Origin of the sequence: Phenylobacterium kunshanense (genome assembly GCF_003254525.1) — a bacterium.
Taxonomy (GTDB): Bacteria; Pseudomonadota; Alphaproteobacteria; order Caulobacterales; family Caulobacteraceae; genus Phenylobacterium; species Phenylobacterium kunshanense.
This window is the reverse complement of the sequence record NZ_QFYS01000003.1, coordinates 11,786-36,656: the sequence shown is the minus strand read 5'-3', so window position 1 is coordinate 36,656 and position 24,871 is coordinate 11,786. Positions and strand designations below refer to the sequence as shown.

At 68.2% G+C, this 24,871-nt stretch carries 18 protein-coding genes; 9 read left to right on the top strand and 9 right to left on the bottom strand.

Annotated features, from left to right (window positions below):
* Positions 1 to 41: 41 nt before the first annotated feature.
* The 4 genes from qhpC to DJ019_RS08265 all read right to left on the bottom strand — a co-directional run bounded on the left by qhpC (position 42) and on the right by DJ019_RS08265 (position 5,979).
* Complete coding sequence (qhpC, locus tag DJ019_RS08280; protein ID WP_111275555.1) at positions 42 to 386, bottom strand: quinohemoprotein amine dehydrogenase subunit gamma; 345 nt, start codon at positions 384 to 386, stop codon at positions 42 to 44.
* A complete protein-coding gene (peaB, locus tag DJ019_RS08275; protein ID WP_205854114.1) occupies positions 383 to 1,849 on the bottom strand; it encodes a quinohemoprotein amine dehydrogenase maturation protein in 1,467 nt (488 codons plus the stop codon). Before peaB ends, qhpC begins: the two co-directional genes overlap by 4 nt.
* On the bottom strand, positions 1,846 to 3,633 hold the full coding sequence (peaA, locus tag DJ019_RS08270) for a quinohemoprotein amine dehydrogenase subunit alpha (RefSeq protein ID WP_111275554.1): 1,788 nt from the start codon (positions 3,631 to 3,633) through the stop codon (positions 1,846 to 1,848). The genes peaB and peaA overlap by 4 nt, the downstream gene beginning before the upstream one ends.
* Before the next feature lie 168 nt (positions 3,634 to 3,801).
* Positions 3,802 to 5,979, bottom strand: coding sequence for a tetratricopeptide repeat-containing sulfotransferase family protein (locus DJ019_RS08265; protein ID WP_240606416.1), 2,178 nt, complete (start codon positions 5,977 to 5,979; stop codon positions 3,802 to 3,804).
* A gap of 455 nt (positions 5,980 to 6,434) precedes the next feature.
* Between DJ019_RS08265 and DJ019_RS08260 the strand changes: the two genes are divergently transcribed.
* Positions 6,435 to 9,038: a TonB-dependent receptor gene (locus tag DJ019_RS08260; protein WP_205854113.1), complete on the top strand. Its 2,604-nt coding sequence runs from the start codon at positions 6,435 to 6,437 to the stop codon at positions 9,036 to 9,038.
* A gap of 203 nt (positions 9,039 to 9,241) precedes the next feature.
* Here the strand turns inward: DJ019_RS08260 and DJ019_RS08255 are convergent, their stop codons facing one another.
* Together DJ019_RS08255 and DJ019_RS08250 are read right to left on the bottom strand one after the other, a co-directional pair.
* The gene (locus DJ019_RS08255; protein ID WP_111275552.1) at positions 9,242 to 11,542 is read right to left on the bottom strand and encodes a xanthine dehydrogenase family protein molybdopterin-binding subunit; all 2,301 of its coding nucleotides are present in this window, start codon (positions 11,540 to 11,542) and stop codon (positions 9,242 to 9,244) included.
* Positions 11,539 to 12,009, bottom strand: coding sequence for a (2Fe-2S)-binding protein (locus DJ019_RS08250; protein WP_111275551.1), 471 nt, complete (start codon positions 12,007 to 12,009; stop codon positions 11,539 to 11,541). Before DJ019_RS08250 ends, DJ019_RS08255 begins: the two co-directional genes overlap by 4 nt.
* Positions 12,010 to 12,116: 107 nt before the next feature.
* Here DJ019_RS08250 and DJ019_RS08245 point away from each other — a divergent pair, with 107 nt between their 5' ends.
* Together DJ019_RS08245 and DJ019_RS08240 are read left to right on the top strand one after the other, a co-directional pair.
* Positions 12,117 to 12,884 carry a LytTR family DNA-binding domain-containing protein gene (locus DJ019_RS08245; protein WP_111275550.1) on the top strand — a complete coding sequence of 256 codons (768 nt, stop codon included), beginning with the start codon at positions 12,117 to 12,119 and terminating at the stop codon, positions 12,882 to 12,884.
* Positions 12,885 to 13,061: 177 nt separating this feature from the next.
* Positions 13,062 to 13,727 (top strand): PEPxxWA-CTERM sorting domain-containing protein, encoded by a 666-nt coding sequence (locus DJ019_RS08240; RefSeq protein ID WP_205854112.1) that lies wholly within the window; start codon positions 13,062 to 13,064, stop codon positions 13,725 to 13,727.
* 90 nt (positions 13,728 to 13,817) lie between these two features.
* Here the strand turns inward: DJ019_RS08240 and DJ019_RS08235 are convergent, their stop codons facing one another.
* Positions 13,818 to 14,237 carry a c-type cytochrome gene (locus tag DJ019_RS08235; RefSeq protein ID WP_165843940.1) on the bottom strand — a complete coding sequence of 140 codons (420 nt, stop codon included), beginning with the start codon at positions 14,235 to 14,237 and terminating at the stop codon, positions 13,818 to 13,820.
* Positions 14,238 to 14,349: 112 nt separating this feature from the next.
* Here DJ019_RS08235 and DJ019_RS08230 point away from each other — a divergent pair, with 112 nt between their 5' ends.
* From DJ019_RS08230 to DJ019_RS08210, 5 genes are all read left to right on the top strand, one after another.
* Positions 14,350 to 16,038, top strand: a complete 1,689-nt coding sequence (locus DJ019_RS08230; protein WP_111275548.1) for a DUF1592 domain-containing protein — start codon at positions 14,350 to 14,352, stop codon at positions 16,036 to 16,038.
* On the top strand, positions 16,035 to 17,384 hold the full coding sequence (locus tag DJ019_RS08225) for a DUF1552 domain-containing protein (protein ID WP_111275547.1): 1,350 nt from the start codon (positions 16,035 to 16,037) through the stop codon (positions 17,382 to 17,384). The genes DJ019_RS08230 and DJ019_RS08225 overlap by 4 nt, the downstream gene beginning before the upstream one ends.
* Before the next feature lie 11 nt (positions 17,385 to 17,395).
* Complete coding sequence (locus DJ019_RS08220) at positions 17,396 to 18,673, top strand: hypothetical protein (RefSeq protein WP_111275546.1); 1,278 nt, start codon at positions 17,396 to 17,398, stop codon at positions 18,671 to 18,673.
* Complete coding sequence (locus DJ019_RS08215) at positions 18,670 to 19,125, top strand: VOC family protein (protein WP_111275545.1); 456 nt, start codon at positions 18,670 to 18,672, stop codon at positions 19,123 to 19,125. The genes DJ019_RS08220 and DJ019_RS08215 overlap by 4 nt, the downstream gene beginning before the upstream one ends.
* 73 nt (positions 19,126 to 19,198) lie before the next feature.
* Complete coding sequence (locus DJ019_RS08210) at positions 19,199 to 20,083, top strand: TetR/AcrR family transcriptional regulator (RefSeq protein ID WP_111275544.1); 885 nt, start codon at positions 19,199 to 19,201, stop codon at positions 20,081 to 20,083.
* Here the strand turns inward: DJ019_RS08210 and DJ019_RS08205 are convergent.
* Both DJ019_RS08205 and DJ019_RS08200 read right to left on the bottom strand, forming a co-directional pair.
* Entirely contained in the window at positions 20,066 to 20,671 is a 606-nt protein-coding gene (locus DJ019_RS08205; protein WP_165843939.1) for a TetR/AcrR family transcriptional regulator, read from the bottom strand. The genes DJ019_RS08210 and DJ019_RS08205 overlap by 18 nt on opposite strands.
* Positions 20,672 to 20,816: 145 nt before the next feature.
* Positions 20,817 to 23,519: a TonB-dependent receptor gene (locus tag DJ019_RS08200; protein ID WP_111275542.1), complete on the bottom strand. Its 2,703-nt coding sequence runs from the start codon at positions 23,517 to 23,519 to the stop codon at positions 20,817 to 20,819.
* 178 nt (positions 23,520 to 23,697) lie between these two features.
* Here DJ019_RS08200 and DJ019_RS08195 point away from each other — a divergent pair, with 178 nt between their 5' ends.
* Complete coding sequence (locus DJ019_RS08195; RefSeq protein WP_111275541.1) at positions 23,698 to 24,831, top strand: amidohydrolase family protein; 1,134 nt, start codon at positions 23,698 to 23,700, stop codon at positions 24,829 to 24,831.
* The last annotated feature ends 40 nt before the right edge of the window (positions 24,832 to 24,871 follow it).

Below are 24,871 nucleotides of genomic sequence, written 5' to 3'. Positions count from 1 at the left end.
GACTCTTCCTCGAACGTGGGGCTGGAACGGCGGGCGGCGCGTCAGGGGAAGACCAGGTCAAGCTTGCGCCAGTCCTTGGTCGCGATGGCGCAGTTGCTGGCCCAGTCCGGCGAGTAGTTGACGTGGTCGGCGACCTGCACGGGCCAAAAGCAGGTGACGTAGCAGTCGTAGATGTCGCGCTCGACCGGTTGGCAGAGGCCCGCCGTGCCGCCGCCGGCGTCGACCTCCCAGCCGGGGAAGAACGCCAGGCTGCACCCCATGGGGATGTGCGGCGTCTTGGGCTTGGGGTCGGGCTGCTGCTGCAGGGCGACCACGTCCTCCTCGGTCATCGAGGCCTGCTGGTCGATCCGTTCCGCCTTTTTGTTGATCGGCCGAAGGTGCTTCATTGCGGGGCCTTCCGTGCAGCGAGACGTTCCAGGAACTGCGGGTTCTGCGCACTCACCGCGCCGTAGATGCGCAGGCAGGTGTCCGTCCACTGGCGGATCCAGTCGCAGTAGTGGAGGTTGGCGTGGCCCGTGTCGCCGTAGCGGACGAAGGCCTCGTGATGGCAGCCGCCGGCGCAGAGCGGCCGCGCCCAGCACGTCTGGCACTCGTACTTCGCGCTCACGTGGCCGCGGGCGAGGAAGTCTTCCCGCTTCGCCGTATCGACGCCACTGGAGACATGGCCCAGCGTGTGGGTGTCGGCGTCGGTGAAGCGGTGGCAGGGCGACAGGTCGCCTGACGGGCTGACCCCGAGCAGGCCGATACCGGCGCCACAGGGATGGGACTTGTTCGCCCCCTGGATCAGCTCGCCGATCGTCTCGCTGACGTTGGAGAAGCCGTGGCGCTCGCCCCGCAGCGCGTACTCCAGCCATTCGTCGGCCAGCTTGTGGAACTCGGCCACGACATCGGTCATGCCGCGGTCATCGAGCGCGTAGGCCTGCGCGCCGCTATTGGTGACCGGCGCGAAGCCGACTTCGTCAAAGCCCAGGTCGTCCTTGAGATGGCGATAGATGCGGATGACGTCGGTGACGCCCTCGGTCAGGGTGACGCGGGCGGTGACGAGGCGGTTCCTCTTGCGGGCCAGCAGCTTGCGCAGCTTGGGCTCGATAATGCGGTAGGTGCCGCGCCCCCGCTTGTCGACGCGCCGCAGGTCCTGCAGGTCGGGCGGGCCGTCCATGCTGACGGTGACGCCGATGTCGTTGTCCGCCAGGAACTCGATGATCTCGTCGGTCAGCAGGGTTGCGTTGGTGGTGAGACTGAAACCGATGGCGCGCCCCTGCATCGCCACCTGCTCGCGTGCGTACTCCACGACCTGGCGGAGCAGCTTGAAGTTCATCAGCGTCTCGCCGCCGAAGAACGTGATGTGCACCGCCTCGCGGCCCGCCGACTGCGCCAGCAGGAAGTCGACCGACGCCGTCGCCGTATCCAGCGTCATATACTTGGGCTTGCCCTCGGGGGTGGCGATCTTGTCCGCCCCGAATTCGTAGCAATAGGTGCAGGCGAGGTTGCACTGGTTGGTGATGTTCAGCACCAGCGCCTGGAGCGGGAAGTCGGCCGGCGGGCTGGTCGGCCCCACCGCGGGCGCCGGGGTCACCACGTCCGAGACGATGCCGCGGACATAGCGCAACTCGCCGATCAGCTCCTCGGCATCGGCGCGCGCATGCCCATGCCCGACCAGAGCGTCGACGAGCTCGTCGTGCGACATCTCCTGCCGGCCCAGGCGGCGCAGCACGGCCGTGGCGGCGTCGTCCAGCGCGAAGATGGCGCCGGCGCTGACCAGATAGATGAACGCCTGCCCGGCGGCCTGGAACTCGTGCAGTTCGCCCCGGCGGTACTTCACCGCCGCCATCGACGTCATGCTGGTCATTGGGACAGCTCCGCATGATCCCACCGCCGGTAGCTCGGCACCGTCACGACGAGATAGGCCTTGCCGACCAGCGGATTGCCGAAGCGGTCCTTGGCGTCCTTGGCGGTCGCCACGACCCACACCTCGCCGTAGTTGTTGCGGCTGAAGCGGCGCTGCGGATTGGGCCCCTCCACCGCCGGCGTGAACAGCGCGGTCGGGCTCAGGTTGCCGACGAAGGCCTTGTCGTCGTCGTAGGTGACGGTGTGGAACTCCTCGACGCTCCAGCTCACCGGCACCGGGCCAATGGCCACGTCGTCGGCGGTCTTGGGCTTTCCATCGAGCCCGTTGGCGTAGCCTACGACCTCGAACTGCTCATAGCCCTTGTCGAACTTGATCCCGCCGAGGCGCGCCATCGCCGTTTCGGGCGTGACCTTGAGGTAGTCGACCTTGTCGTAGACCGGCAGGGCGTTCACCAGCACCGCGCCCTTCACGCCGACGTCGCGCTGGCCGGACACTGCCTTCTCGGCGACGTCGACGCTGACGACCAGTTCGCCGGGCCTGGCCGAGACGATCCTGGTCACGGTCACCCCCGCGCCCATGTCCACGTCCTTCGGAGTCAGCTTCTGGGGCAGCGCATCGCCGTAAATGTGCACCTCGACGCCCTTCGCCCCCGCCTTCAGCGCGAACGGCGTCACGGCGGCCACCGTCGGATCGGCCGACGCCCGGCTCAGGGTGACGTTGAACCCGAACTCGTTGTAGGCGCCCCAGTACCAGCGGCCCTGTGCCATCTTCAGGTCCGGCGCAAACCACATCACCTCGCGGCCGGCGCTCTTGGGATCGTCGGGCTGCCCGCTCGCGCCGCCGTCGCCGCTGCCGCGCCAGCTGTAGCCGCCGTAGACGGCGCCCAGGCCCTTGCGGGTGATCTCGGCGCCGGTCTGCAGCGAGCGGAGTTTCGTGACCGTGACGAACCGCTCAGGCGCCGACCCGGGGCTGATCATCATTTCGCCGAGGTAGCGGCCCTTGCCCGGAAGCGTGGCCGAGACCAGCCACTTACCCTCGAGGCGGGGCGGCCGGATGCGCGCCGACCAGGCCGCCCATTCCGGCGTGTGCAGCGGAGCCTTTTCCGCCAGCCAGTTCAGCGCCACCTGGGCGGGCAGCAGCGGCTTGCCGTCCGGCCCCATCGTGGCGCCCGGCCCCTGCACAGGCCGGAAGTACTGCATCTCGGCCTGCGAATAGAGGGCGACGTGCATGTTCTGCAGCAGCGCCCACTCGCGCTTGCTGCGGCGCGACGACAGCGGCTGGGCGAAGGCGTGGCAGGAGGCGCAGGACTGACGGATCGTGTCGTTGGGAATGTTGGTCTCGTCGATGATCCGGTTCTCGGCGAAGTACATGACCGGCTTGGCCTCCTCGGGCGCGAGGCCGTGGTAGGTCGCCAGGTACTGGACCACCCGGCGCGCTTCGTCGGGCTCCACCGTCGCACCGTTCAGCTTGACCATCCGCTTGACGGTCTGCGCCCACCCCTCCGGCGTGGCGCGCACCCACGATATCCGCGACAGGTTGCCTTTCGCGTCCGCCGCATGGCAGCCGCCGCACTTCTCCTTGGTGAGCGGGTCGGTCACCGGGATGCCCGGATCGCTCTCCTCCCAGTCCACGGGATCGGGGCCCAGGGGCTTGCCGCTGGCCTGGGCCAGCACGACCGAGGCGGATGCGACGCCTAGCAACAACAGCGCCGGAGCCAGGACCTTGCGCAGCAAGGCCGCCCGCGGGCGAACGGGCGCATCGACGTGGTGCTTTACGACGTTCATCGCGGCATTCCCCCTCGCCGAACCGGACGCCCGGCTCATCGAACTTGCAGGCACGAGGGGACCACCGCGGCCCGAGCCTGGTCAAGCTGTGGTCAGCCGGAACTCGCGTCGGGAAGCGCGACTGCAGCGCAATTCGGCAGGCAAGGCGCAGCGGGGATCGGCATGCGCCTATTTATTCGACTGAGCGTCCACGTCGCGCGACAGCCAGGCCCGCCAGTCGGCAGGCGGACTCGGATAGGCGTCCACCGCGGGGCCCAGCGCTTCGATGAGGGGGCCGAGCGACGGCGCGTAGTGCTTCCAGTGCTCGACGCCGTCCGTGAAGATCGGCTGGCGCACCTGCTCCGAGCTCGCCGTGCGCACGGCGCGGTCGTTATTGTAGAACTCCAGGCACGCCGCCTCGAACGGCAGGCCCAGCGCGCGCAGCAGGCGATCCACCTCGTCGGCTGTGTCGGCGACCATCTGCTCGTAGATCACGCGATGCACGGCCCCGGGCGCGGCCTGGTCGTAGGCGGTCATCAGGGCGACGTAGTCGCGGTAGTAGCTGCCGACGTCGCCGAGGTCGTACGAAAACACCTGTCCCCGCGCGAAATGCTGCTTCCAGGCCGAGAAGCAGCAGCCCAGCGGATGGCGCCGCGCATCGACGATCTTCGCATTCGGCAGGATCAGCCGGATCAGCCCGACGTGCTGCCAGTTGTTCGGCATCTTGTCGATGAACAGCGGGCGGCCGCTCTGCCGGTGGACGCGCGTCCGCTCGATATATTCCTCGCCCAGCCTCGTGCGGTCGGCGGGCGTGAGCGAGGCGATCATCGTGCGAAAGTCCGGGAACTCGCCCTGGTCCACCCGCGACTGCAGGCGACTGGCGATCACCATCATGTCCGGCAGCTCCATCGTACCTTCCACCTGGCTGTGGCTGGCGAGTATCTGCTCCACCAGGGTCGAGCCCGAGCGCGGCAGACCGACGATGAAGATGGGGTCCGGCGCGGCGCATCCGCCGGGGCCCATGTCCATCAGGAACTCGGCGGTGAAGGTGTTGGCCGCGGCCGATACTTCGGCCGAGAAGGCGGCCGCATCGTGCTGCACCATCGTGCGGCGCAGGCGATTGCCCAGATCGTAGTGACGGAATGAGGCGGGGTAGTCCCGGGCGTCCTCCAGGGCCTTGCCCAGCGAGAAATGCAGGTGGAACACGTCTTCCCGCCTCTCGTCCGCCTGCGGGGCGAGTGACGTCAAAGCCGCGTCCATCGCCGCGACGTCGTCGGCCCCCAGCTTCACGGTCTTGAGGTTGGCCAGGCTCCACCAGGCTTCGCCCATCGTCGGCTGATGCGTCACGGCCTGGCGGTAGGCGCGCACGGCCTCGGACTGCTTGCCCAGCGTCTTCAGGACGTGGCCGAGGTTCTGCCAGATCTGCGGCTGCCCGGGGTGCTCCGCCAGCAGGCGCTCGTAGATCATCCTGGCCTCCTCCTGGGCGCCCAGGCGCACCAGCACCGAGGCCCTGAGCAGATCGTGGCTCGGGCTCTGGATCGGAGAACGGGCCAGCGTCTCGGCATGCTCCAGCGCCTCGGGCAGACGGTTGGTCTGGATCAGGAGGCGCACCAGGAAATCACGGGCGAGGTCGAAGCCCGGCGCGACCCACACGGCCCGCTCCACCAGCGCCAGCGCCTCGGTCATATCGCCCTGCCGCCAGCGGATCTCTCCCAGCAGGCGGTTCGCCGGCGGATCGTCCGGATCCTCGGCCAGCCGCGCCCTCACCATGGCCTCGGCGTCCTGGAAGCGACCATCGTTCATGGCGACTGCGGCGTTCAGCAGCTCCGGGTCGCGGGACGCGGCATGCACGCCCGACAGGTCGGCGCGCCAGGCCGGGCCTGCACGCCCGACTTTGCGCAGCTCCCGGGCCAGGAGGAACCAGCCGCCGGCCACGGCGGGCTGCTGTCGAGTGAGATCTTCCAGCGCCGCGATCGCCCGCAGAGCATCGCCCGCCTCGCTCGCGGCCTGCGCCAGCTCCCAGATGACCGCGGGCACGCGCGGATGGTCGCGCGCCAGGAGACTCAGGCGGGCCTGCGCGGCCTGCGGGTTCCCCAGCCGCCGCAGGGCCTGGCAGGCAAGCAGTTCCACCGGCGGCGATCCCGGCGATTCCCGCAGCAGGGCCTCGGCCTGGAGAAGCGCCGCTTGCGGATGCGAGTCCAGCAAGGCCGCGATCTCGGCCTGCGCCGCCCGGCGCGACATTGCGAGGGCATCGGGACCGGCGGCTACGGTCATGGCGGGCTCGGCATAGTGGTTCCTTGTCAGGGGCTCAGGATCCGCCCGGCCCGCCGTCACATCCGGCAGCGCGCGGACGGCGCGGGCAACCATCGGCCCGGCTTGGCTCCCAACGGCCCGCAACGTGGCCGAGCCCTTGGGCGCCGACGCATAATTTTTAGGACAATTGTCGCCTGCAGGTGCTCGCCCCCGTGGCGCCCGGGCTTTCGCCGTGTAACACGCTTGACAGTGACCAGCGGCGTTACGTCTATCAGAATTGAAATGTCCTGACGGAGTTATCCGCCCGCGCGACGTCTCATAAATTCAGACGACACCAATATAGTGTCAGGCCGAAATTGACTTATCCGATGATTTTTATCTTCGGCGACGAACTAGTGACGCCGTCAAAATGTCCATAGTCGGGTTAAACACCACTCTTTGGACATGCCGGCGCATCTATAGACAATAAAAACAAAATCCTACGCAGGAAGGAAGGATCTTGGGAAAAGACTTGGGGGATAATCTACATGATGGCTCAAACGCCTTCTCGGAAGACACGTTTCCTTTGCTTGCTGGCGGCGACGACCGTCCTGACGCCTCTAGGCCTTGCAAGCCCCGCCTTCGCGGAAGGCGCTGACGCCGCCGGCGACGCCGATGAGGTCACCTCCGTCGGCGAGATCATCGTCACCGCGACCCGCCGGGCCGAAAGCATCCAGAAGGTGCCGATCTCGGTCCAGGCGCTAAGCACCGAGACGTTGGCGGAACGACAGGTCAAGGGCCTGTCCGACCTCGTCACCCTGCTGCCGTCGGTGTCGTTCGCGGGCCTCGGGCCTGGACGGCAGACCACCTACTTCCGCGGCATCGTCCCGGCGGGCGGCACCTACGCCTCGGTCGGCTACTATCTGGACGACATCCCGATCACCGGCGTCGGGGTCCCCGACATCCACGTCTACGACCTGGAACGCGTCGAGGCGCTGTCCGGCCCGCAGGGCACGCTCTACGGGGCCGGCTCGCTGGCGGGCACCATCCGGTTCATCACCAACAAGCCGAAGATCGGCGTGTTCGAGTGGGGCTACGACCTCGAGGGCAACAAGTACGGGCCGGGCGACGTCGGCGGTCAGATCGAGTCGTACGTGAACGCGCCGGTGAATGACACCATCGCCGTGCGCGCCATGGCTTACTACCGTCGGGACGGCGGCTACATCGACAACACGCCCAACAACGGCCTGCTGAACGACGGTCGTTCGGCGGTCCTGACGCTCGGCGACAACAACCCCGCCACCTCCTTCACGCTCGACAACTCCGCGATCGCCAAGGACGACTACAACACCGTCCGCGAGTACGGCGGTCGTCTCGTCGCGGTCTGGGAGCCGGCGCCAGGCTGGGAAGTCACCCCGCAGATCACCGCGCAGCACCAGGTCTCCAAGGGCTACTTCGGCTTCGACCCGCGCGTGGGCGACCTGGAAGTGCACGACTACGACGTCACCGAAAACGACGACAAGTGGTACCAGGCGCAGTTGTCGGTCCACGGCCATATCGGCGACTGGGACGTGGTCTCGGCGACCGGCTACCACCAGCGCAAGACCAAGCTTCTAAACGACTACACCTACTACACCGTGACCTACGACGGCTTCGGGCCGGGGTACGAGAACTACCTGCAGTTCTTCGACAAGAGCGGCTGCACGGGCGACGGCGCGACGCTGCGCTGCTCGAAGTTCCTCAACCCGACCCAGTACTTCCACGGTCTGACCTACCGGGACAAGTTCACGCAGGAACTCCGGGTCACCACGCCCGGCGACTGGCCGTTCGAAGTCACGGCCGGCGCCTTCTACCACTGGCAGAAGCAGGAGAATAACACCTACTACGCCATCCGCGGCCTGGATCAGATCGTCGGCTACACCCGGGCCGGAGGCGGGGACAGCAATCCTGCCGGCCTCGGGATCCCGGTGGCCAACGGCGGGACCATGGTCCTCGGCACGCCGGCGGTGAAGCAGGACGGCTTCTACGTCGTCGAGAACAACCAAATCTACCACGACAAGGCGCTCTTCGCCGAGGGGCACTACAACATCACGCCGACCCTGAAGCTCACGGCCGGCATCCGCTACTTCAAGACCGACTACAAGATTAAGGGCTTCGCCGGCGTCATGGCGTCCGCCCGGAACACCACGACGTCGCTCTTCGTGCCGACGGGAACCTTCGGGTGCACGCTGCCGCTGCCGGCCGAGCGCCTGCAGTGCCTGAACACGAACTTCGCCGCGCCGGACCAGGTCGGGCGCTACAAGGAGAGCGGCGAGACGCATAAGGTGGCGCTGGATTGGCAGATCACCCCCACAAAGATGATCTACGCCAACTACTCCACCGGCTTCCGGCCGGGCGGCTTCAACCGGCCGCTGCGCATCCGCAATGTCGGCGTCGCCACAGTGGACCCGTTCAAGTCGGAGGAGCTCACCAACTACGAGCTCGGCGTCAAGACCCGGTGGGGCGACAACTTCCGCTTCAACGCCGCCGTCTACTACGAGCAGTGGGACAACATCCAATACTCGGTGGTGGTTTCGGGCGCGCAGGGCGCGGGGATCACAGGAAACGCCGGCAAGGCGCGGGTCTACGGGGTCGAATACGACGCCGACCTGAAGCTCGGCGAGTTCACGATCTCGTCGTCGGGCGCCTACAACGATGCGGCGCTGGACGGCAACTTCTGCAACTTCGCCTTCGACCCGACGTCGCGCGCGATCACACAGCTGGCGTCATGCGCACTGGGCGCGACGGTGCCTGGATCGAGTCCACCGACCCCACAAGTCGCCGCGGCCGACGGCACCCGCCTGCCACGTCAGCCGAAGTTCAAGGGCACGACCTCGATCCGCTACGACACCGAGGTGGCCGGATACAGCGCCTTTGTGCAGGGGGCCGCGCTCTATCAGACGGGCGCCACCCAGGACCTGAACGTCTTCAACAACGACCTGCTGGGCAACACCTCGGGCTTCGTCACCTTCGACATCTCAGGAGGGGTGAAGAAGGACAACTGGACCTTCAACGTCTTCCTGCAGAACGCCTTCGACCGCCGCGGCCAGCTGACCCGAAACACGTTCTGCTCGATCACCTTCTGCTCGGGCTCATCACGCACGTTCCCGGTCAAGCCGCAGTTCTTCGGCGCCCGCTTCGGACAGAAATTCTGACGTCGAAGCGGAACTATCCTGCCGGGTGGGGCCCTGAGGGAGACCTCCGGGCCCCGATCCGGTCCCGAATACCCCTCTCCGGCGATGGCTGCCGTGGCGTGCTGTTGCGGATTTCGCGGCATCTCAGATCAGGCGCCCACCGGGCCCGCCGAAGGTCAGCTAGGGGTGCATGTGGTTGAAGAAGGCCGGGGTGCGTAACCGAACTAGCGCCTCGGAATTTTGCGCGTCCTTGCGGCGAGCACGGGTCGCAGATCTGGCAGCATCGGTGTCCGGCGCAGGCGCACGCCGGTCGCGGCGAAGATCGCGTTGGCCAGCGCCGGTGCGAGGGGCGGGACGCCGGGCTCGCCGAGGCCGGTGGGCGGCTCACGGGACTCGATGAAGGACACGTCGATGCGCCGGGCGGCGCCGTCCATCCGCAGCATCTCGTAGTCGTTGAAGTTCCGCTGCTCGACCTGGCCGCCCTGCACGGTGATCGCCTGGCCCAGCGCTGCCGACAGGCCATCGTTGATACTGCCTTCGATCTGGGCGCGCGCTCCGTTCGGGTTGACGATCATGCCGGCGTCGACCGCCGCGGTGACCCGGTCGATGCGCAGGCGGCCCTCCGCGACCGTCACCTCGACGACCTGGGCGACATAGCTCTCGAACGTGAAGTGCGCCGCAAATCCGCGCCCGCGGCCCGCGGGGAGCGGCTTGCCCCATCCGGACGCCTCGGCCGCCCGTCGGATGACCGCCGCGTAGCGCCGGGTGTCGAAGCTCCGGCGCGGCATCTGGGGCAGGTACATGTAGCTGTGGACGCCGCCGGCCCCGATCATGTCCAGGCGTAGCTCGACGGGATCCCGGTTCGTGGCGACCGCGATCTCATCAAGGAAGCACTCGATCGCGAAGGCGTTGACCACGTGGCCGGGCGCGCGCCAGGCGCCGCGCGGGGCCGCCGAGGGCAGCAGGTGGTATTCGACCTGCATGTTCGGGACGTGGCCGGCCGGGAAGCCGTCGGGATAGTATTCGGTCAGCCGCGGCGCCGGATCGCCGGCGGCGCCCGCCACCCGTGAATGCGTCGCCAGGCGGTGTCGCCAGCCCAGGATGCGGCCGCGTGGGGCCACCACGGCATCGAGGATGTGGCAGGCGCCGGGCCGGTAGAGGTCGTGCTGGAGGTCGTCCTCGCGGGTCCAGACGAGCTTGACCGGTCGCCTCACCGCCTTGGCGACGATGGCCGCCTCGGCGACCATGTCCTGGTCGAACTTCCGGCCGAAGCCCCCGCCCATGCGGACGAGCGTGACGTCGATCTGCACCGGGTCGATCCCGGTCACCCTTGCGATGGTGGCCGCGGCGGCGTCCGGCGCCTGGGTCGCGAGGATCGCCTGGGCGCGCCTGCCGTCGGGATCGACCGAGACGATGGCGTTCGGCGGCTCCAGGCAGGCGTGGGCGACCATTGCGGCCTCGTACCGGGCGCTGACCGTGCGCGCCCGCGACGCCGGCAGGCCGGCGAAGTCGCCGTCCTTGCGGACCACGTCGCCGGGGGTCGTCTCCATCCTTGCCCAGGTGTCCGCATAGGCGCGGGCCGAGCTTTCGTCGGCCGCGGCTCCCGGCCCCCGGCTCCAGGTGATCCTGAGCGCATCGCGGGCCTGCATCGCCGCCCAGAAGGACGTGGCCACCACCGCCACCCCGGCCGCCAGGGGCGTGCTCCGCGGCTCCAGCGGCGGCGCCGGCGCGTCGGCGGCAGGGATCGGGACGAGCGCCACGACGCCGGGAAGTCCGAGGCCATGGCCTTCATCCAGGGTGGCGACCTTGCCGCCGAGGTAGGGCGAGCGGGCGACGACGGCGTGGAGCATGCCCGGCATCTCGGCGTCGATCCCGAACAGCGGCTCGCCACGGACGATGCGGTCCGCATCCAGATGGCGCTGCGGTTTGCCGACGATGGAGAACTGGTCCGGAGTCTTGAGGACCATGTCGCCGACGGGTTCGCGGCGCTTGGCCGCCTCGGCGGCGAGCTCGCCGTAGGTGGCGGCGCGGCCGGACGGATGCCGGACGACGCCAGCTCGGGTGGTGAGTTCGTCCGCCGGAACACGCCAGCGCTCGGCCGCGGCGTCGAGGATCATGCGCCGGGCGCGCGCGCCGGCCTGGCGCAAGGGGATGAACCCTGTCCTGACGCTGTTCGAGCCGCCGGCGGTGCTCTGGCCCGCCCCCAGATACGAGCGCGCCTGCCCGCGCGCGTTGCGCGCCAGATGCAGCGGCATCGCCTGGATCGACACGCGCTCGAACGGCACATCCAGCTCTTCTGCGATGAGCATCGGCAGGGAGGTGGATACGCCCTGGCCCATCTCTCCGACATGACAGCCGATCGTCACCGCGCCGTCCGCGTCTATGCGGACGAAGGGACCGATCTCGCCCACGAAACGGGCCGCCGCGCGGCCGGCCTGCGGGCGCGCGAACACCAGGAGGGCGCCGGCCCCGGATGCGGCCTTCAGTAGCTCCCGCCGGGACGTGGTGGACGTCGCCGCGCTCATGCGACGCCCTGCTTCATGAGTTCGGCCGCGCGGCGGATCGCGGCGCGGATGCGCGTGTACGTGCCGCACCGGCAGAGGTTGGTGAGCCTGGCGTCGATCTCGTCGTCGGAGGGGCTGGGCGTCTCGGCGAGCAGGCTGACGACCGCCATGATCTGGCCGGCCTGGCAGTACCCGCACTGGGCGACATCCTCCTCGATCCAGGCCTGCTGGACGGGGTGAAGCGACGCCTTCCCCGCCAGCCCCTCGATCGTCGTGATCGAGGCCTGGCCGACGGCGCCGACCGGGGTGACGCAGGCGCGAACGGCCTGGCCGTCCACGTGAACCGTGCACGCCCCGCACGCGCCGATGCCGCAGCCGTACTTCGATCCCTTGAGGCCGAGCTGTTCCCGCAACACCCACAGAAGCGGTTGGTCGGGCGGCGCGTCGACGGGCCGGGTCTGGCCGTTAATGCGAAGGGCGAACGTCATCGGGGGTCCGGAAATCTGCGACGGAATAGGTCCGTGAAGCTCGGATCCGGTCGGCTCGACAACGCCGGTTTGCACGAATAGCGTTCGCTTTTCGCCAACGCCGCAGAATGCCTTTGATCTCCTCCCGGACCTGGACCTCCCCGCACTTCATCAGCGTCTACGGGGCGATCGCGCTGGCGACATTTCTGGGGTTCGCAGGGCCGTTCGGCTCGTTCCAGTCCCTGGAGCCACTCCAGCGCTACGCCTACTGGTTCTTCCTCGTGGCGATCGGCTACGTGCTGGCGATCGCCACCTTGCAGGTCCTCCGTCCCGTGGCGGCGTTCGCGCGCCTGCCGAAGGTCGCCGCGGTCGTGGTCCTGGGGCTGATCTCGACTCTGCCGTACATGTTCGTCGTGGCATGGACGCTGGACGTGGTGTTCGGGCGCTCGACCCCGCCGGGGCAGATCGTATCGCTCTATCTCTCGGTGGTGTCGGTCCAGCTGGTCATCGCCGGCATTGCGCTATGGCCGTTCCTGGCCGCCGACAGGCCCGCGCCTCCCGAGGACGCCCCGAGCGCCGATCCGTTCTTCGCGCGCGTTCCCGACCGACTGGGACGCGACCTGTTGGCCCTCGAGGCGCAGGACCATTACCTCATGGTCCACACACGCCGGGGGTCTGCGCTCATCTATATGCGGCTCAGCGAAGCCGTGCAGATCCTGCCCCCGCAGCTCGGCTTCCAGGCGCACAGGCGTTGGTGGGTCGCGCGCAAGGAAGTGGCCGGACTGCGCCGCGACGGTCATCAGACGCTCATCGAGCTGACGAGCGGCCTGACCGTACCGGTCGGCAGGACCTACCTCGCCGCCGTTCGCTCAGGCCTGGACGCGCACAGCGCCTGAGGGCGCCGGCAGACGCGGGCCGCCTGTAGCATTGCCGCAAATCAGCGGCGCGCGAATGACATTCGCGGATTGGGCCGTTGTCGGGGCCCGGGGAGCTGAGTGAGAGGGCGGCGACCGCCAGGGGCTCGTGAGACCTGCCCCCGCGGGTCCCCGATCAGATCCCCAAAGGAGATTCCAGTGCAGCTCAAGTCCAGGCTCTTCGGAGCCGCCCTCGCGTGCGGCCTTGCGATGTGGAGCACCGCCGGCGCGGCCACCACGATCAGCTTCGATGGCGGCGCCGATCAATGCGTAGCGAACGGGTCGCGCTGCATGATGCTGCAGACCTTCGGCGACACCGCGGCGGTCGATGTCAGCTATCAGAACGTCAGGCCTGACGGGACGGTGGTGGGCGCGGCCCAACAGTTCTACGCCAACTACGGCGATCTGGGCAAAGTCCTGACCGCCGGCAGCTACCTCGACGGAACCCTTGGTCAGGTCACGATCAAGGCGCGCGACGGCTACAGGATCTCGCTGCTGGATTTCGACTTCGTCGGCTATGTCAATTTCGCGCCGACCCTGCCGCTCAAGGTCCTGGATCTTCTGGGCAACGAACTGGTCGGCGGCGTCTACAGCACCGGCAGCGGATCCACGCACAGCAGCCTGGCGGTCAACAGCGCGTTTCTCGACGGCATCGTGATCCGCTGGGGCCCGGACGCCAGCGTGGGCGGCATCGACAACATTCGCTACGAAGTGCAGGGGGCCGTGCCTGAGCCGGCGACCTGGGCCATGATGATCCTGGGCTTCGGGGGCGTGGGCGCGCTGCTGCGCCATCGGCGGATGAACCCGCTCGCCGCCATGGCCTGAGGCGCCTGCGAAGACCGGCGGCCCGGATCGTCCCGGGCCGCCCCCAGTGGCGTTCCGTCGCCATAGATGGCGCCAGGCCGCCCCCCTCGGCTACCGCCCTTCCCGGGGCGGCGGTAGCGAACGGATGTAGGCGATCAGATCCGCACGCGCTTGAACGTCGGGCACTGCCATGACCATCCGGCTGCCCGGCGCGAACACGACCGGGGCCGAAAGGAAGGCGTCGAGATTTTCGGCCGTCCACTTCTGCGCAGACCTGGCCCTTAGCCCTTCGCTGTACCCACCGAAGCCCCCCACGCTCGCGATCGGCCTGTCCGCTACCCCTCTTAGTGTGGGCGCGATCGAGACCGTGTGACAGCCCTTGCACTGGGCGGCGTAGAGTTCGGCGCCGGCCTCCGCGTCGCCCTGGACCGCCTGCGCCTGAGCGTGGGCCGCGCCGCCCTGCGCAAACGCCAGCACCACCAGCGCCCAGGCCGCATTCGACAAGGCTCCGCTGCACCGCATGTCCGTCATTTCCATCTCCACGCTTCCATGACGACCTAGCTAGGATTTCTTATTGGTGCAATTATCGATTGACCGTCGCAACCAGGCTGCCTAGCCATGAGCGCAGATCACGGAGGGGGAAATGCGAAGGTTCGCCACCATCGCCGGCAGCGCTGCGCTCGCTACAGCCATCGTTTTGAGCGCCGGCATCGCCGTTCAGGCGGCTTGGGCGGACCCACCGCAGAGCACCGCCGGGGCAGAGCAGATTGTCGCGATACGTCGCCTGACGGAAAGCCAATATCGCCACGCCATCGCCGATGCTTTTGGTGCGGATGTCCGCATTGAAGGACGCTTCGAGCCCGAGCGGCGGGAAGCCGGCCTGCTGGCGATCGGAAGCGCACAGCTCTCCATTACTCCGGCGGGTTTCGAGCAATACTTCCGCCTGGCGGACCTCATCGCGGGACAGGTGACGGCGCCGGAGAGGCGCGCTCGCCTCGCCGCCTGTCAGCCTGCGGCGGAAACGGCCCGCGACGACGCCTGCGCCCGCCAGATCGTCTCCCGCGTGGGCGAGGCTCTGTTCCGCCGACCACTGACCGAAGCCGAGAGCGCCGCTCGCGTTCAGACCGCCGCCGCCGGGGCGGAGCATACCGGGGATTTCTATGCCGGCGTCGCCTTGGCGCTGAAGAGCCTGCTCGTGGCGCCCGAGTTCCTGTTTCGCATGGAGCGCGCCGAGCCCGATCCGGCCGCCCCGGGCCAATATCGCCTGACAGGGAGCACCAAGGCCGAACGGCTGTCCTTCCTGTTCTGGGACGCCCCGCCCGACGCCGAGCTGCGCCGCGCCGCCGCCTCGGGCGAGCTCCACACCGCACAGGGGCTGCGCCGGCAACTCGCACGCCTCGCCGCTTCGCCGCGCCTGCAGCAGGGTGGGCGCGCCTTCTTCACCGACATGCTCCAGCTGGAGCATTTCGACGGCCTGACCAAGGACTCCAAGGCCTATCCGAAATTCAACCAGGCGCTGGCGGACAGCGCTCGCGAGCAGACGCTCCGGACCACGGTGGACATGCTGTTCGTGCAGAAGCGCGACTATCGCGAGCTGTTCACCAGCAATTCCACCTTCATCAACCGTCACCTGGCCGCCCTCTATCGCGTGCCGTTCAATTCCAAGGGCGACTGGGCGGCCTTCACCTTCCCCAAGGACGCCGAGCGTTCGGGGATCATCACCGAGGCGACGTTCCTGTCGCTCTTCGCCCATCCCGCCGCCTCCTCGCCGACACGGCGGGGCGTGAAGCTCCACGAGATCTTCATGTGCGAACCGACGCCGGATCCTCCGGCCGACGTTGATTTCTCGAAGGTGCAGGCGCTGGAGACTGGCACGGTCCGCACGCGGCTCCTGGCCCACATGGAGAATGAAGGCTGCGCGGCCTGCCATCGGGTCAGCGATCCAGTGGGCCTGGCGCTGGAGCACTTCGACGGGGTCGGTCAGCGGCGCACCCTCGAAAACGGTCAACGGATCGACGTCGAGGCCGAGATCAATGGGGTGAAGTTCTCCGCCGCGCCGGGGCTCGGCCTGTACCTGCGTCAGCAGCAGAAGATACCCGCGTGTCTCGTGCGGAACGTCTACGGCTACGGCGTCGGCCGGGCGCCGGATGAACGCGACGAGGACTATCTGGCCGACCAGACCGAGGCCTTCGCCAGCGACGGCTACCGCGTTCCGCACATGATGGTCCGGATCGCCTCCAGTCCAGAGTTCTTCAAGGTCAAGCTGCCTGCGCGCGCCAAGCCCGCCACCAAGGTGGCCGCCGCCGCGACACACGAGGGAGGGCTGCAATGAGCCTGCGGTTCAATCGTCGATCGCTGCTCCGCGGCGTGCTTGGCGGCGGCGCCGTCGCTTTGGGTATCCCGACCCTCGACCTCTTCCTGGACGGCCATGGCCAGGCCTGGGCCGACGGGGCGCGCCTGCCCGTGCGCTTCGGCACCTACTTCTGGGGTCTTGGCCTGACCGACACCCCGGCCGGCGGCACGCGCTGGGTGCCGAAGACCACCGGGCCAGGCTACGAGATCACACCCGAGCTGGAGGCGCTGCGCCCGCTGCGGCACAAGGTGTCCGTGCTGTCCGGCTTCCGCGTTATCGGGGACGGCCGGCCGAACATCGTGCACTGGACGGGACACGCCTCGATCCTGTCGGGGGTCGCCCCCGCGGTGAACAACCGCATGGATGCGCCCTCGTTCGACACGCGGATCGCCGACGCTATCGGGGGCGGAACACGGTTCAAGGTGCTGGACGCTTCCGCGTCAGGAAAGGTGGTCAGCTATTCCACGCGGACCGGCGCGGCCTTCGCAACGCCGGAAACCACTCCCCTCAGCCTCTATACGCGGCTGTTCGGGCCTGGCTTCCAGGATCCCAACAACGCCGACTGGAAGCCAGACCCGTCCATCATGCTCCAGCAGAGCGTGCTCTCGGCGGTCGGGGACCAGCGTCAGGCGTTGATGGCCAGCGTGGGTCGGGCCGATCAGCAGAAGCTCGACCAGTACTTCACGGCGGTCAGGGAGATGGAGAACCAGCTCGCGCTGGGCCTGGAGCGCCCGGAAAAGTGCGAGTCCTGCGTCGTGCCAGGCGCGCCAAAGTCCTCGATCAAGGGCGCCTCCGTCGACGTCGTCAACGCCAACACCAAGGCGATGGCGCGCCTCCTGGCGATGGCGCTGGCCTGCAATCAGAGCCGCGTCTTCAACTTCGTGCATACGCCCGGGGCGTCGGAGACCTACATGGCCGGCGCGAGCAAGATCTATCACCAGATCACCCACGACGAGCCGACGGACACCAGGCTCGGATATCAGGTCGAGACCAGCCGGCTGGCCGAGCAGGTCATGCAGGGCCTGGGCGATTTCCTGGCGGAGCTCGATGCGATCAAGGAAGGCGACGGCACGCTCCTCGACCGGAGCCTGATCATGGCGTTCAGCGATACCGGCTACGCCAAGATCCATTCCATCGAGAACATCCCGATCTTCCTGGCCGGGGGTGCGGGCGGCCGTCACAAGGCCGGCCAGCACATCGCCGGCAAGGGCGACGCGGTCACTCGCGCCTCCCTGACCGCCCAGATGATTGCTGGCGCGCCGGCTGGCGAATTCGGCGTCGGCGGCATGCGCACGTCTCGCCCGATCATCGAACTCATGGCGTGAGACCGAGGGACATGAGCGCACTTCGCAGACTTCTGCTGCTCGCCGCCGCCTCTCTGGCGGCCCCGGCCCCCGCCATGGCGGCATGGACCCGGGCCTTCGCCATCGAATGGTACGAGCCGGCCATGTACTACGGTGCGCAGTCGGGCGTGACGGAACCGGGGACGGACTGTCCGGCGGGCACCAATCCGGAGCCCGACTGGATCAAGGTGCTCACCGAGGCCGGATACACGCGCGAACAGGCGCTGTGGCTGCGCAACCCTGCCAATCCCACACGCAGCCCGGTGCACGGGCAGAACCAGATGGCGTTCCGCGGGGCCGGCCGCGCCAACGTCTACATCGATCCGACCTCCACCCCGGATGGAGGACTCGTCGGCGTCACCGGGACGATCGGCGAGGGGCTGGACCTCGATGGCGATCCGAATACCGGCTTCGTAGGCCCCGCCGGAGAGCGGGGCGTCGACAACGCGTTCTACCGGACGCTGGGCTGCTGGAAGACCTTCCGGGGCCCTCCTCGCCTGTCGAGCGGCGCACTGCAGAACAACGACGCCATGCGTGACGGCGCCTGGACCGTGGTCGTGGTGGTTTCCGGCCGCGGTGACGACCCGATGAACGACGACGACGTCACCGTCGGCTTCTATCCGAGCGGCGACAAGCTGGTGAAGGACGCCATGGGCGGCGTCGCCGCCGACTACACGTTCCGGATCCGTCCGGACCGGAAACTGGAGGCGCTGTTCAAGGCTCGCAGCGTGAATGGGCGGATCCAGTCGAGCCGCGCGGAAGAGGAGGTCTGGCTGCGCGATCCGGGCGCGGCGCGCGACCTGCAGCTCCTCAAGGCCAGGATCGACCTGAGCCTGAAGCCGGACGGCAGCCTCAGCGGATATGTGGGCGGCTACCGCCCCTGGAAGCCCGTCTACGACGGCTATGTCCGGGCGCGAGGACCGGTGATCGAGGCGCTGACCTGGGTGAGGCTGCCGGACGTCTTCTACGCGCTGAGGCGAAACGCCGACTATAGCCCGACCGGACCGACCGGCGAGAAGACCCACATCTCGTTCGCGCTGCGCGTCGACGCCGTTCCAGCCTTCGTCGTCCCGCCGGACGCCAAGGGAACGGCCCGCCCGATTTCGTACAAGAAGCAAGCCCCGCCTTCCGGCCAGCCGGACTCCACCGCCGATCGCCTGCCGTTCAACGTGGTGGATGGCATCGTCATTCCGCGCGGCGCAAAGGCGGTCTCGCAGCCGGACAGCGCGCTTCTCCCCCCTTCGACTACCGGCGCGGGAGGCGCCCAGTGATCCGCGCCATCGCCTTGTCCGCACTCGTCGTCGCCGGCCCGGTGCTGGCTGCCGACCTGCCGCTCTTGGCCGAGCCGGACCGGCCCATTCGGGCATCCGGGGTGGGCCTGGTCGTCTCCGACCTGGAGCGTTCGCGCCAGTTTTACGAGACCGTGCTGGGCTTCAAGGTCGCCGCGCGCGTTCCGGCGCAGGGACAGGCGCAGGAATATCTCATGGGCCTGACGGGCAATGTCCGGGCCGATACGCTCATCGTCCTTCGCCAGGGAGCGCCTCCGGCGGGCGCTACGGGCTTCGGCCGCGTCATCCTGACCGCGCCGAACGCGCGGCGGCTGGCCGAGCGAGCCGCTGCCGCCGGCTATCCGCCGCCGCGCATCGCCGACGGGACCAATGTGATCCGCGACCCGGACGGCTACGCCATCGAGCTGTACCAGCGCCCGGCCGCGACCCGTTGAGCCTCGCGCAGCCGGCCTTGTCGCTCTGGCCTGCAAGCTAGCTCCGCCGCGCTCGCGGCGGTACGCTGGCGCCATGTCCGTTCCGCCGCCCACCGCCGTGAGCCGCCAGGCGCTCTACGATCGCGTGTGGTCGCGCCCGATGAGCGCTGTCGCCGCGGAGCTCGGCCTGAGCAGCAACGGCCTGTCGAAGATCTGCGACCGACTGCTGATCCCGTACCCCGGGCGAGGCCACTGGTCGAAGGTGGCGGCCGGACGCGCGCCGCCGCCGCCCCAGCTGCCTTCGCCCCCGGCGGGCGTGGAGGACCCGATCACGATCGGCCCTGCGCGAGCTGCTTCGCGCCGCCGGCGAACCCGCGCATCGACGGGCGAGCGGGTGGACCAGCTCATGGACGCTGCAGCGGCGGTGATTGTCGAGTCGGGACTACCTGCACTGACGATGAAGAGCGTGGCCCGCAAGGTCGGCATCAGCGAGGCCCAGGCCCACAACTACTTCCGGCAGCGCAAGGATCTCCTCGTCGCCCTCGCCCGCCGCGAGCTGGCCGCGATGGAGGCGCGGCGGCGGACCGAGATCGATCGGGGCCATGATCGCTATACGAAGATCGCCCTGTCCACGATCACCTATCTGCGCGAAGCCGCCGAGCGGGGCGCCCTGATTCAGGTCCTCACCCAGTCGTCCGAGGTCCGCGAGGCTCTGCGCGCCGAACGCGCCGCCACGCAGCGCGCCGACCGGGATCAGGTGATGAACACCCTGACCGGCGCCTACGGCGTCCCGCGGGACGTAGCCCGGACGATGACCTCAGTGCTCACCGCCATCTGCCTTCGCGCCGGCCGCCTCGTCGGGAACGGCAAGCTCGACCTCGACGCCGCCGAGCGGCTCACCCTGGCGATCACCATGACGGGCAACCGGGACCTTATGCGCCAGTATCGCCAGACTGACGACCTAAGCGGGGTCCGCTGACGCTGCCGGCGTGAGCGCCGTCACCGACGACGTCACCAGTTGAGCGACCAGCTTCTGGGCTGTCTCCAACGGGATATCTCCCTGCCAGACCAGCCGCCCCATTTCCTCCGGGATCGCGAGGACAAGCAGCACGGCCGCGATCGCCTCCGCCGCGGGCAACCTGAGTTCGAGCCTGGCCCGCCGCGCGAAGCCCCGGATGAGCCGATCACGCAGACGCACTGCGGCCGGGTCCACATGGCCCGCCATATAGGCGTCACGGAGAATGAAGTGCGCGAGCGGACCGGTGCTGGCGATGTGTCGCAGGTAGACGTCGGCGCAACGGTGGGCGGCGGAACTGCCAGCCACGTCCTCAGCCGTCTCCGGCATGCCATCGGCCCGAAGCGCCGCTTGCTCCTCGGCGAGCAGCGCGTTGAAGAGGTCCGGCTGAGTGGGAAAGTACTCGTAAATCAGTCCCTTGGAGACACCGACGCGGCCGGCAAGCCGCTCCAGCGACAGCGGCAGATGCCCCTGCTCGAGCACGAGCGCCGCCGCGGCGTCCAGGATCTGACGCCGGCGCACCTCAGCCGACAAACGCTGCCTCGGCGCCAATCCGCCCTCCCGATCGCGCCCCCTTGTATCCGCCTTTGCCTTGGGACGCGAAGCCCCAAGGGTTGCAGGAAAAAGAGCCGGCGGCCGCGGAGCGCGGCCGCCGGAGTTGGGAGGCGACAGCCTTGGGAAGAGGGGCCTGAGCAGATCAGAAGGTCTTGGTGATCGAGACGCCGTACAGCCGCGGATCGAGCAGGATCACGTTGCGCGTGGCCCCGAGGTTCTCGTCGCTGATGTCGAAGCCGACGATGGTGTCGTCATCGAGCAGGTTCTTGACGAACGCCTGCACGCTCACCCCTGCGTCAGCCTTGTTGAAGGTGAGGCTCGCGTTGACGTTCTCCCAGCTGCGGATGCGATCGAACGGATTGTTGTTGTAGCGCATGTAGCTGCTGGACTGGCGGTAGTAGTCGCCGCGCAGGGTGGCGTCCCACCCGCCGGGCATTTCCCAGCGATACTGGGCGCCCAGAGCCACGGTCAGCTTCGGGGCGGCCGGCAGTCGATTGCCTTCAAGGTCCTGGATCACCCCCTCGCCCGCGCCGCTGGAATAGAGCGCCACGTCCGGCCCGTAGGCATAGACGCCCGAGCTGAGCGACGCCGCGGTAGCCGCCGGCACGCCCGCGGCCGTGAGGCGCGCCGTGAGCGTCGCCGGCCCGCTGCACGCAACCGTGGAGAGCACGGACGGCCCGGCTGCCGTCCGCAGCACCGCCGCCACGCCCGCGGCATTCAGGATGCAGCCGCCGGTCGTGGCGTTTCCATAGATGTACGTCGCATCGCCCCGCGTACGGTTGAAGGTGTCGACGACACGTCCCTCGTCGATCCGGGTGTCGAGGTACCCGATGTTCGCGTTGAGCCGCAGCCCCTGCATCGGCTCCCAGATGCTCTCGAGCTCGACGCCCTTGATCGTCGCGTCGATATTCTCGTTGTAGATCGAGCGGTTGACGCTCCGGGCGATCTGGTAGCCCTTGTAGTCGTAGTAGAAGCCCGTGAGGTTCAGGATCAGCGTGCCGTCGAGGAGGGTGTTCTTGGTCCCGATCTCGTAGGCATTGACGAACTCCGGCGCGAAGCTCGGCTTCAGACCCAGGGCCACGACGCCCGGCGGATTGAAGCCCCCGCCCTTGTACCCCTTGGAATACGACGCATAGACGAGGGTCGAATCCGTGAACGACAGGTCCGGCGACCAGTCCACGTTCAGGCGGCCGGTGACCTCCTCGAAGCCTACCCGCTGGAGCGCATTGAAGGTGGGCCCGCGCCCGGGGGCCAGCAGGGTCGAGCCCGAGCCGCGCGTGCGCTTCTTGTCGTTGGTGTAGCGCAGGCCGCCGGTCACCCGCAGCGTGTCCGTCGCCTTCCAGTAGACCTCTCCGAAGAGCGCCTTTGAGGTCAGGTCGTACTCGGTCAGGCTGATGAAGTAGTTGTGGCCGGTGAAATCCGGCGGATTGGAAGGATCGACGAAGGCCGTGGGGGCGAGAACCCTGGTGGCCAGCGTCGTCACGTTCGACGCCGAATAGGTTGTCGTGCTGGATTCGTAGTCGATGTAGATGCCGCCGACGTTGAAGTTCAGCGGCCCGTCGAAGTTCGACTGAAGGCGGAGCTCCTGGGTCCACTGTTCGCTGTGTCCAGCCCCGCCGGACTCGGCCTGGAAGCGATCCGTCGTGCCGAACTGCCCGTCGGTGAGCGTGCCCTGCGGCGTGTACCGCGTCACCCCGAACGGAACGGTCGGCCGGGCGCCGGTCGAGTCCCCGCGGGAGTAGCTCTCATTCTCGTTGTAGCTCGTCAGCGACGTCACCTTCAGCGCCTCGGTGACATCCCACTCGACGTTGAACTCGTAGAGGTCCGAGCGCGGACGATAGACGGGGCGACCGGCGAGCTCGACCTCGCGCAGGTTCCTGGAGACCGTCGCGCCCGCCAGCGAGTCCACCGTCTGCAGGCCGATCTGACGCCCCAGGATGCCGGGGAACGTCGCGAGCTGGTTGGTCGTCTGGTAGACGTTCGAGCCGTAGACGGACGCGGGCAGACACCCTTGATTGAAGGCCGCCTGGGCTGCTCCGGTCGCTACGCCTTGCACGCTGCTCAGGCCCGGATCCTTCGCGCAGAGCTGCTTGCGGGCGCCGCGGGTGTCATCCTCGGCGAAGCTCTCCCAGAGCGCCCAGGCGCGGAACGAGTCTGTGGGCTCGAAGGCGAGGGTGGCGCGACCAGCCCAGATCTGGCGTCCGTCGACGCGCTGACCGTTCAAGGTGTTCTTCGTGTAGCCTTCGCGGTCCAGACCGAAGGCTGCGACACGCAGGGCGAACATGTCGCCGAGCGGCAGGTTCACGAACGCCTGAGCCTTGATGCTGTCGTAGTTCCCGTACTCGGCGGTGACGCCGGCGGCGAAGGCGTTCTTCGGCTTGTTGGTGATGACGTTGACGACGCCGCCCGTGGCGTTGCGGCCGTACAGCGTGCCCTGGGGCCCGCGGAGCACCTCGACCCGCTCGACGTCGAAGAACTCGGCTTCGGCGATGCGGTTGGAGGTGAGCGGCGTGTTGTTGTGGTGGACCCCCACCCCGTCGTCACCCGTGGCGGCGATGAGTTGAGCGCCCACCCCACGGATCTGGAAGTTGGTGCGCAGCGAGCGCCGCTGGAACGTCAGGTTGGGCACGGACTGCACGAGGTTGCCCACCCCGTCGATGCCCTGGGCCTTCAGGGCCTCCTGGCTGAAAGCCGAGACGGCGATCGGCACGTCCTGAACTGACTCCTCGCGCTTCTGCGCGGTCACGATCAGTTCGTCGAGCAACGAGTCGGCCGGCTGGGCCCAGGCCGGCGCGGCCGCGAGCACAGTGAAAAGCGACGTAGAGGCCAGCAGAAGATGGCGCATCAAATCCCCCCATTGGTGTTGTTTCGTGCGCCGTATTGCGATGATAATGGTTCAATCGTCAATATGAGGACGGACGGGATTCACCGCGCCAGTCGACGACGCAACGGCCCGTACCGAAGCGACGCCCCGACTTGACCAGGTAATTTGGTGAGGTCGTCAGAAAAAATGGGAGGTTCACATGCCCTATGCCGCAGGCCGCGTGATTCACGACGCCGACAGCCACGTGATGGAGCCGGGCGACTGGCTCGCCGCGCATGCCGATGAGGCGCTGGCTCCGCGCCTGACGGCCAGGGCCACACCCGAGCGGATCGAGCGCCAGGTGGCTCAGGCGCGGGCGCGCAAGGGCGATACAGGCGCAAGCGCCGCCGCCGCGGACAACCTGATCGCCGGCCCCAAGGGCTGGATCGCCTATGGCGCCTTCGACGCCGACGAGCGGCGCGAAGCGCTGGACCGGCTCGGCTTTGCACGCCAGCTCGTCTTCGCCACATCGTCCTTGGCGATCTTCCGCACCTCCAGCAATCCCGATGTCCTCTACGGCGGAGCACGGGCGCACAACCGCGCCATGGCGGCCTTCTGCGCCGATCCCCGCCTCATCGGCGTGGCCTTCGTGCCGCTCGACGATCCGCAGCGCGCGCTGGAGATCGCGGCCGAGGCGATCGATCAGGGCTGTGGCGCGGTGTGGGTGCCGTCCACGCCCGCCGGCGGCATGTCGCCCGGCCATCCCGAGCTCGATCCGTTCTGGCATCTGCTGGCAGACACCAGGACCCCCTTCATGCTGCACATCGGCCCCGGCACGCGGATGCTGCCGCCCGAGTACGCCAACAACGGCAAGCCGCGATCCCCCGACCTCCATGGCGGAGGTGAGAATCTCCGCTTCAAGGACTTCGTCGTCCTGCCGTTCTCGGCCCAGATGTTCCTGGCCGCCCTGATCTACGACGGCCTATTCGACCGCGTCCCCGAATTGCGAGGCGGCGTTATCGAGTTCGGCGCCGCCTGGGTCCCGGGGTTCCTGCAGCAACTGGACCTGGGCTACCGCAGCTTCAGCAAGACCGATCCACTGCTGCAGGCGCTTGCCCTGAAGCCCTCCGACTACATCCGCCGGCACATCAAGTTCACGCCGTTCCCCGGCGAGGACGCCGGCGCGCTCATCCGGGACGCCGGACCGGAGCTTTTCCTTTTCTCGAGCGACTACCCTCATCCCGAAGGGACGACCGATCCGATCGGGCGGTTCGAGAAAACCTTCGAAGGCGTCACGGAAGATGACAAGGACCGCTTCTACCGGCGCAATTTCGAGGAAATGATGGGCGGCTAGCGGGACTTTAGAGAACAGGTCCAACGAGGGGGAGCGGGCC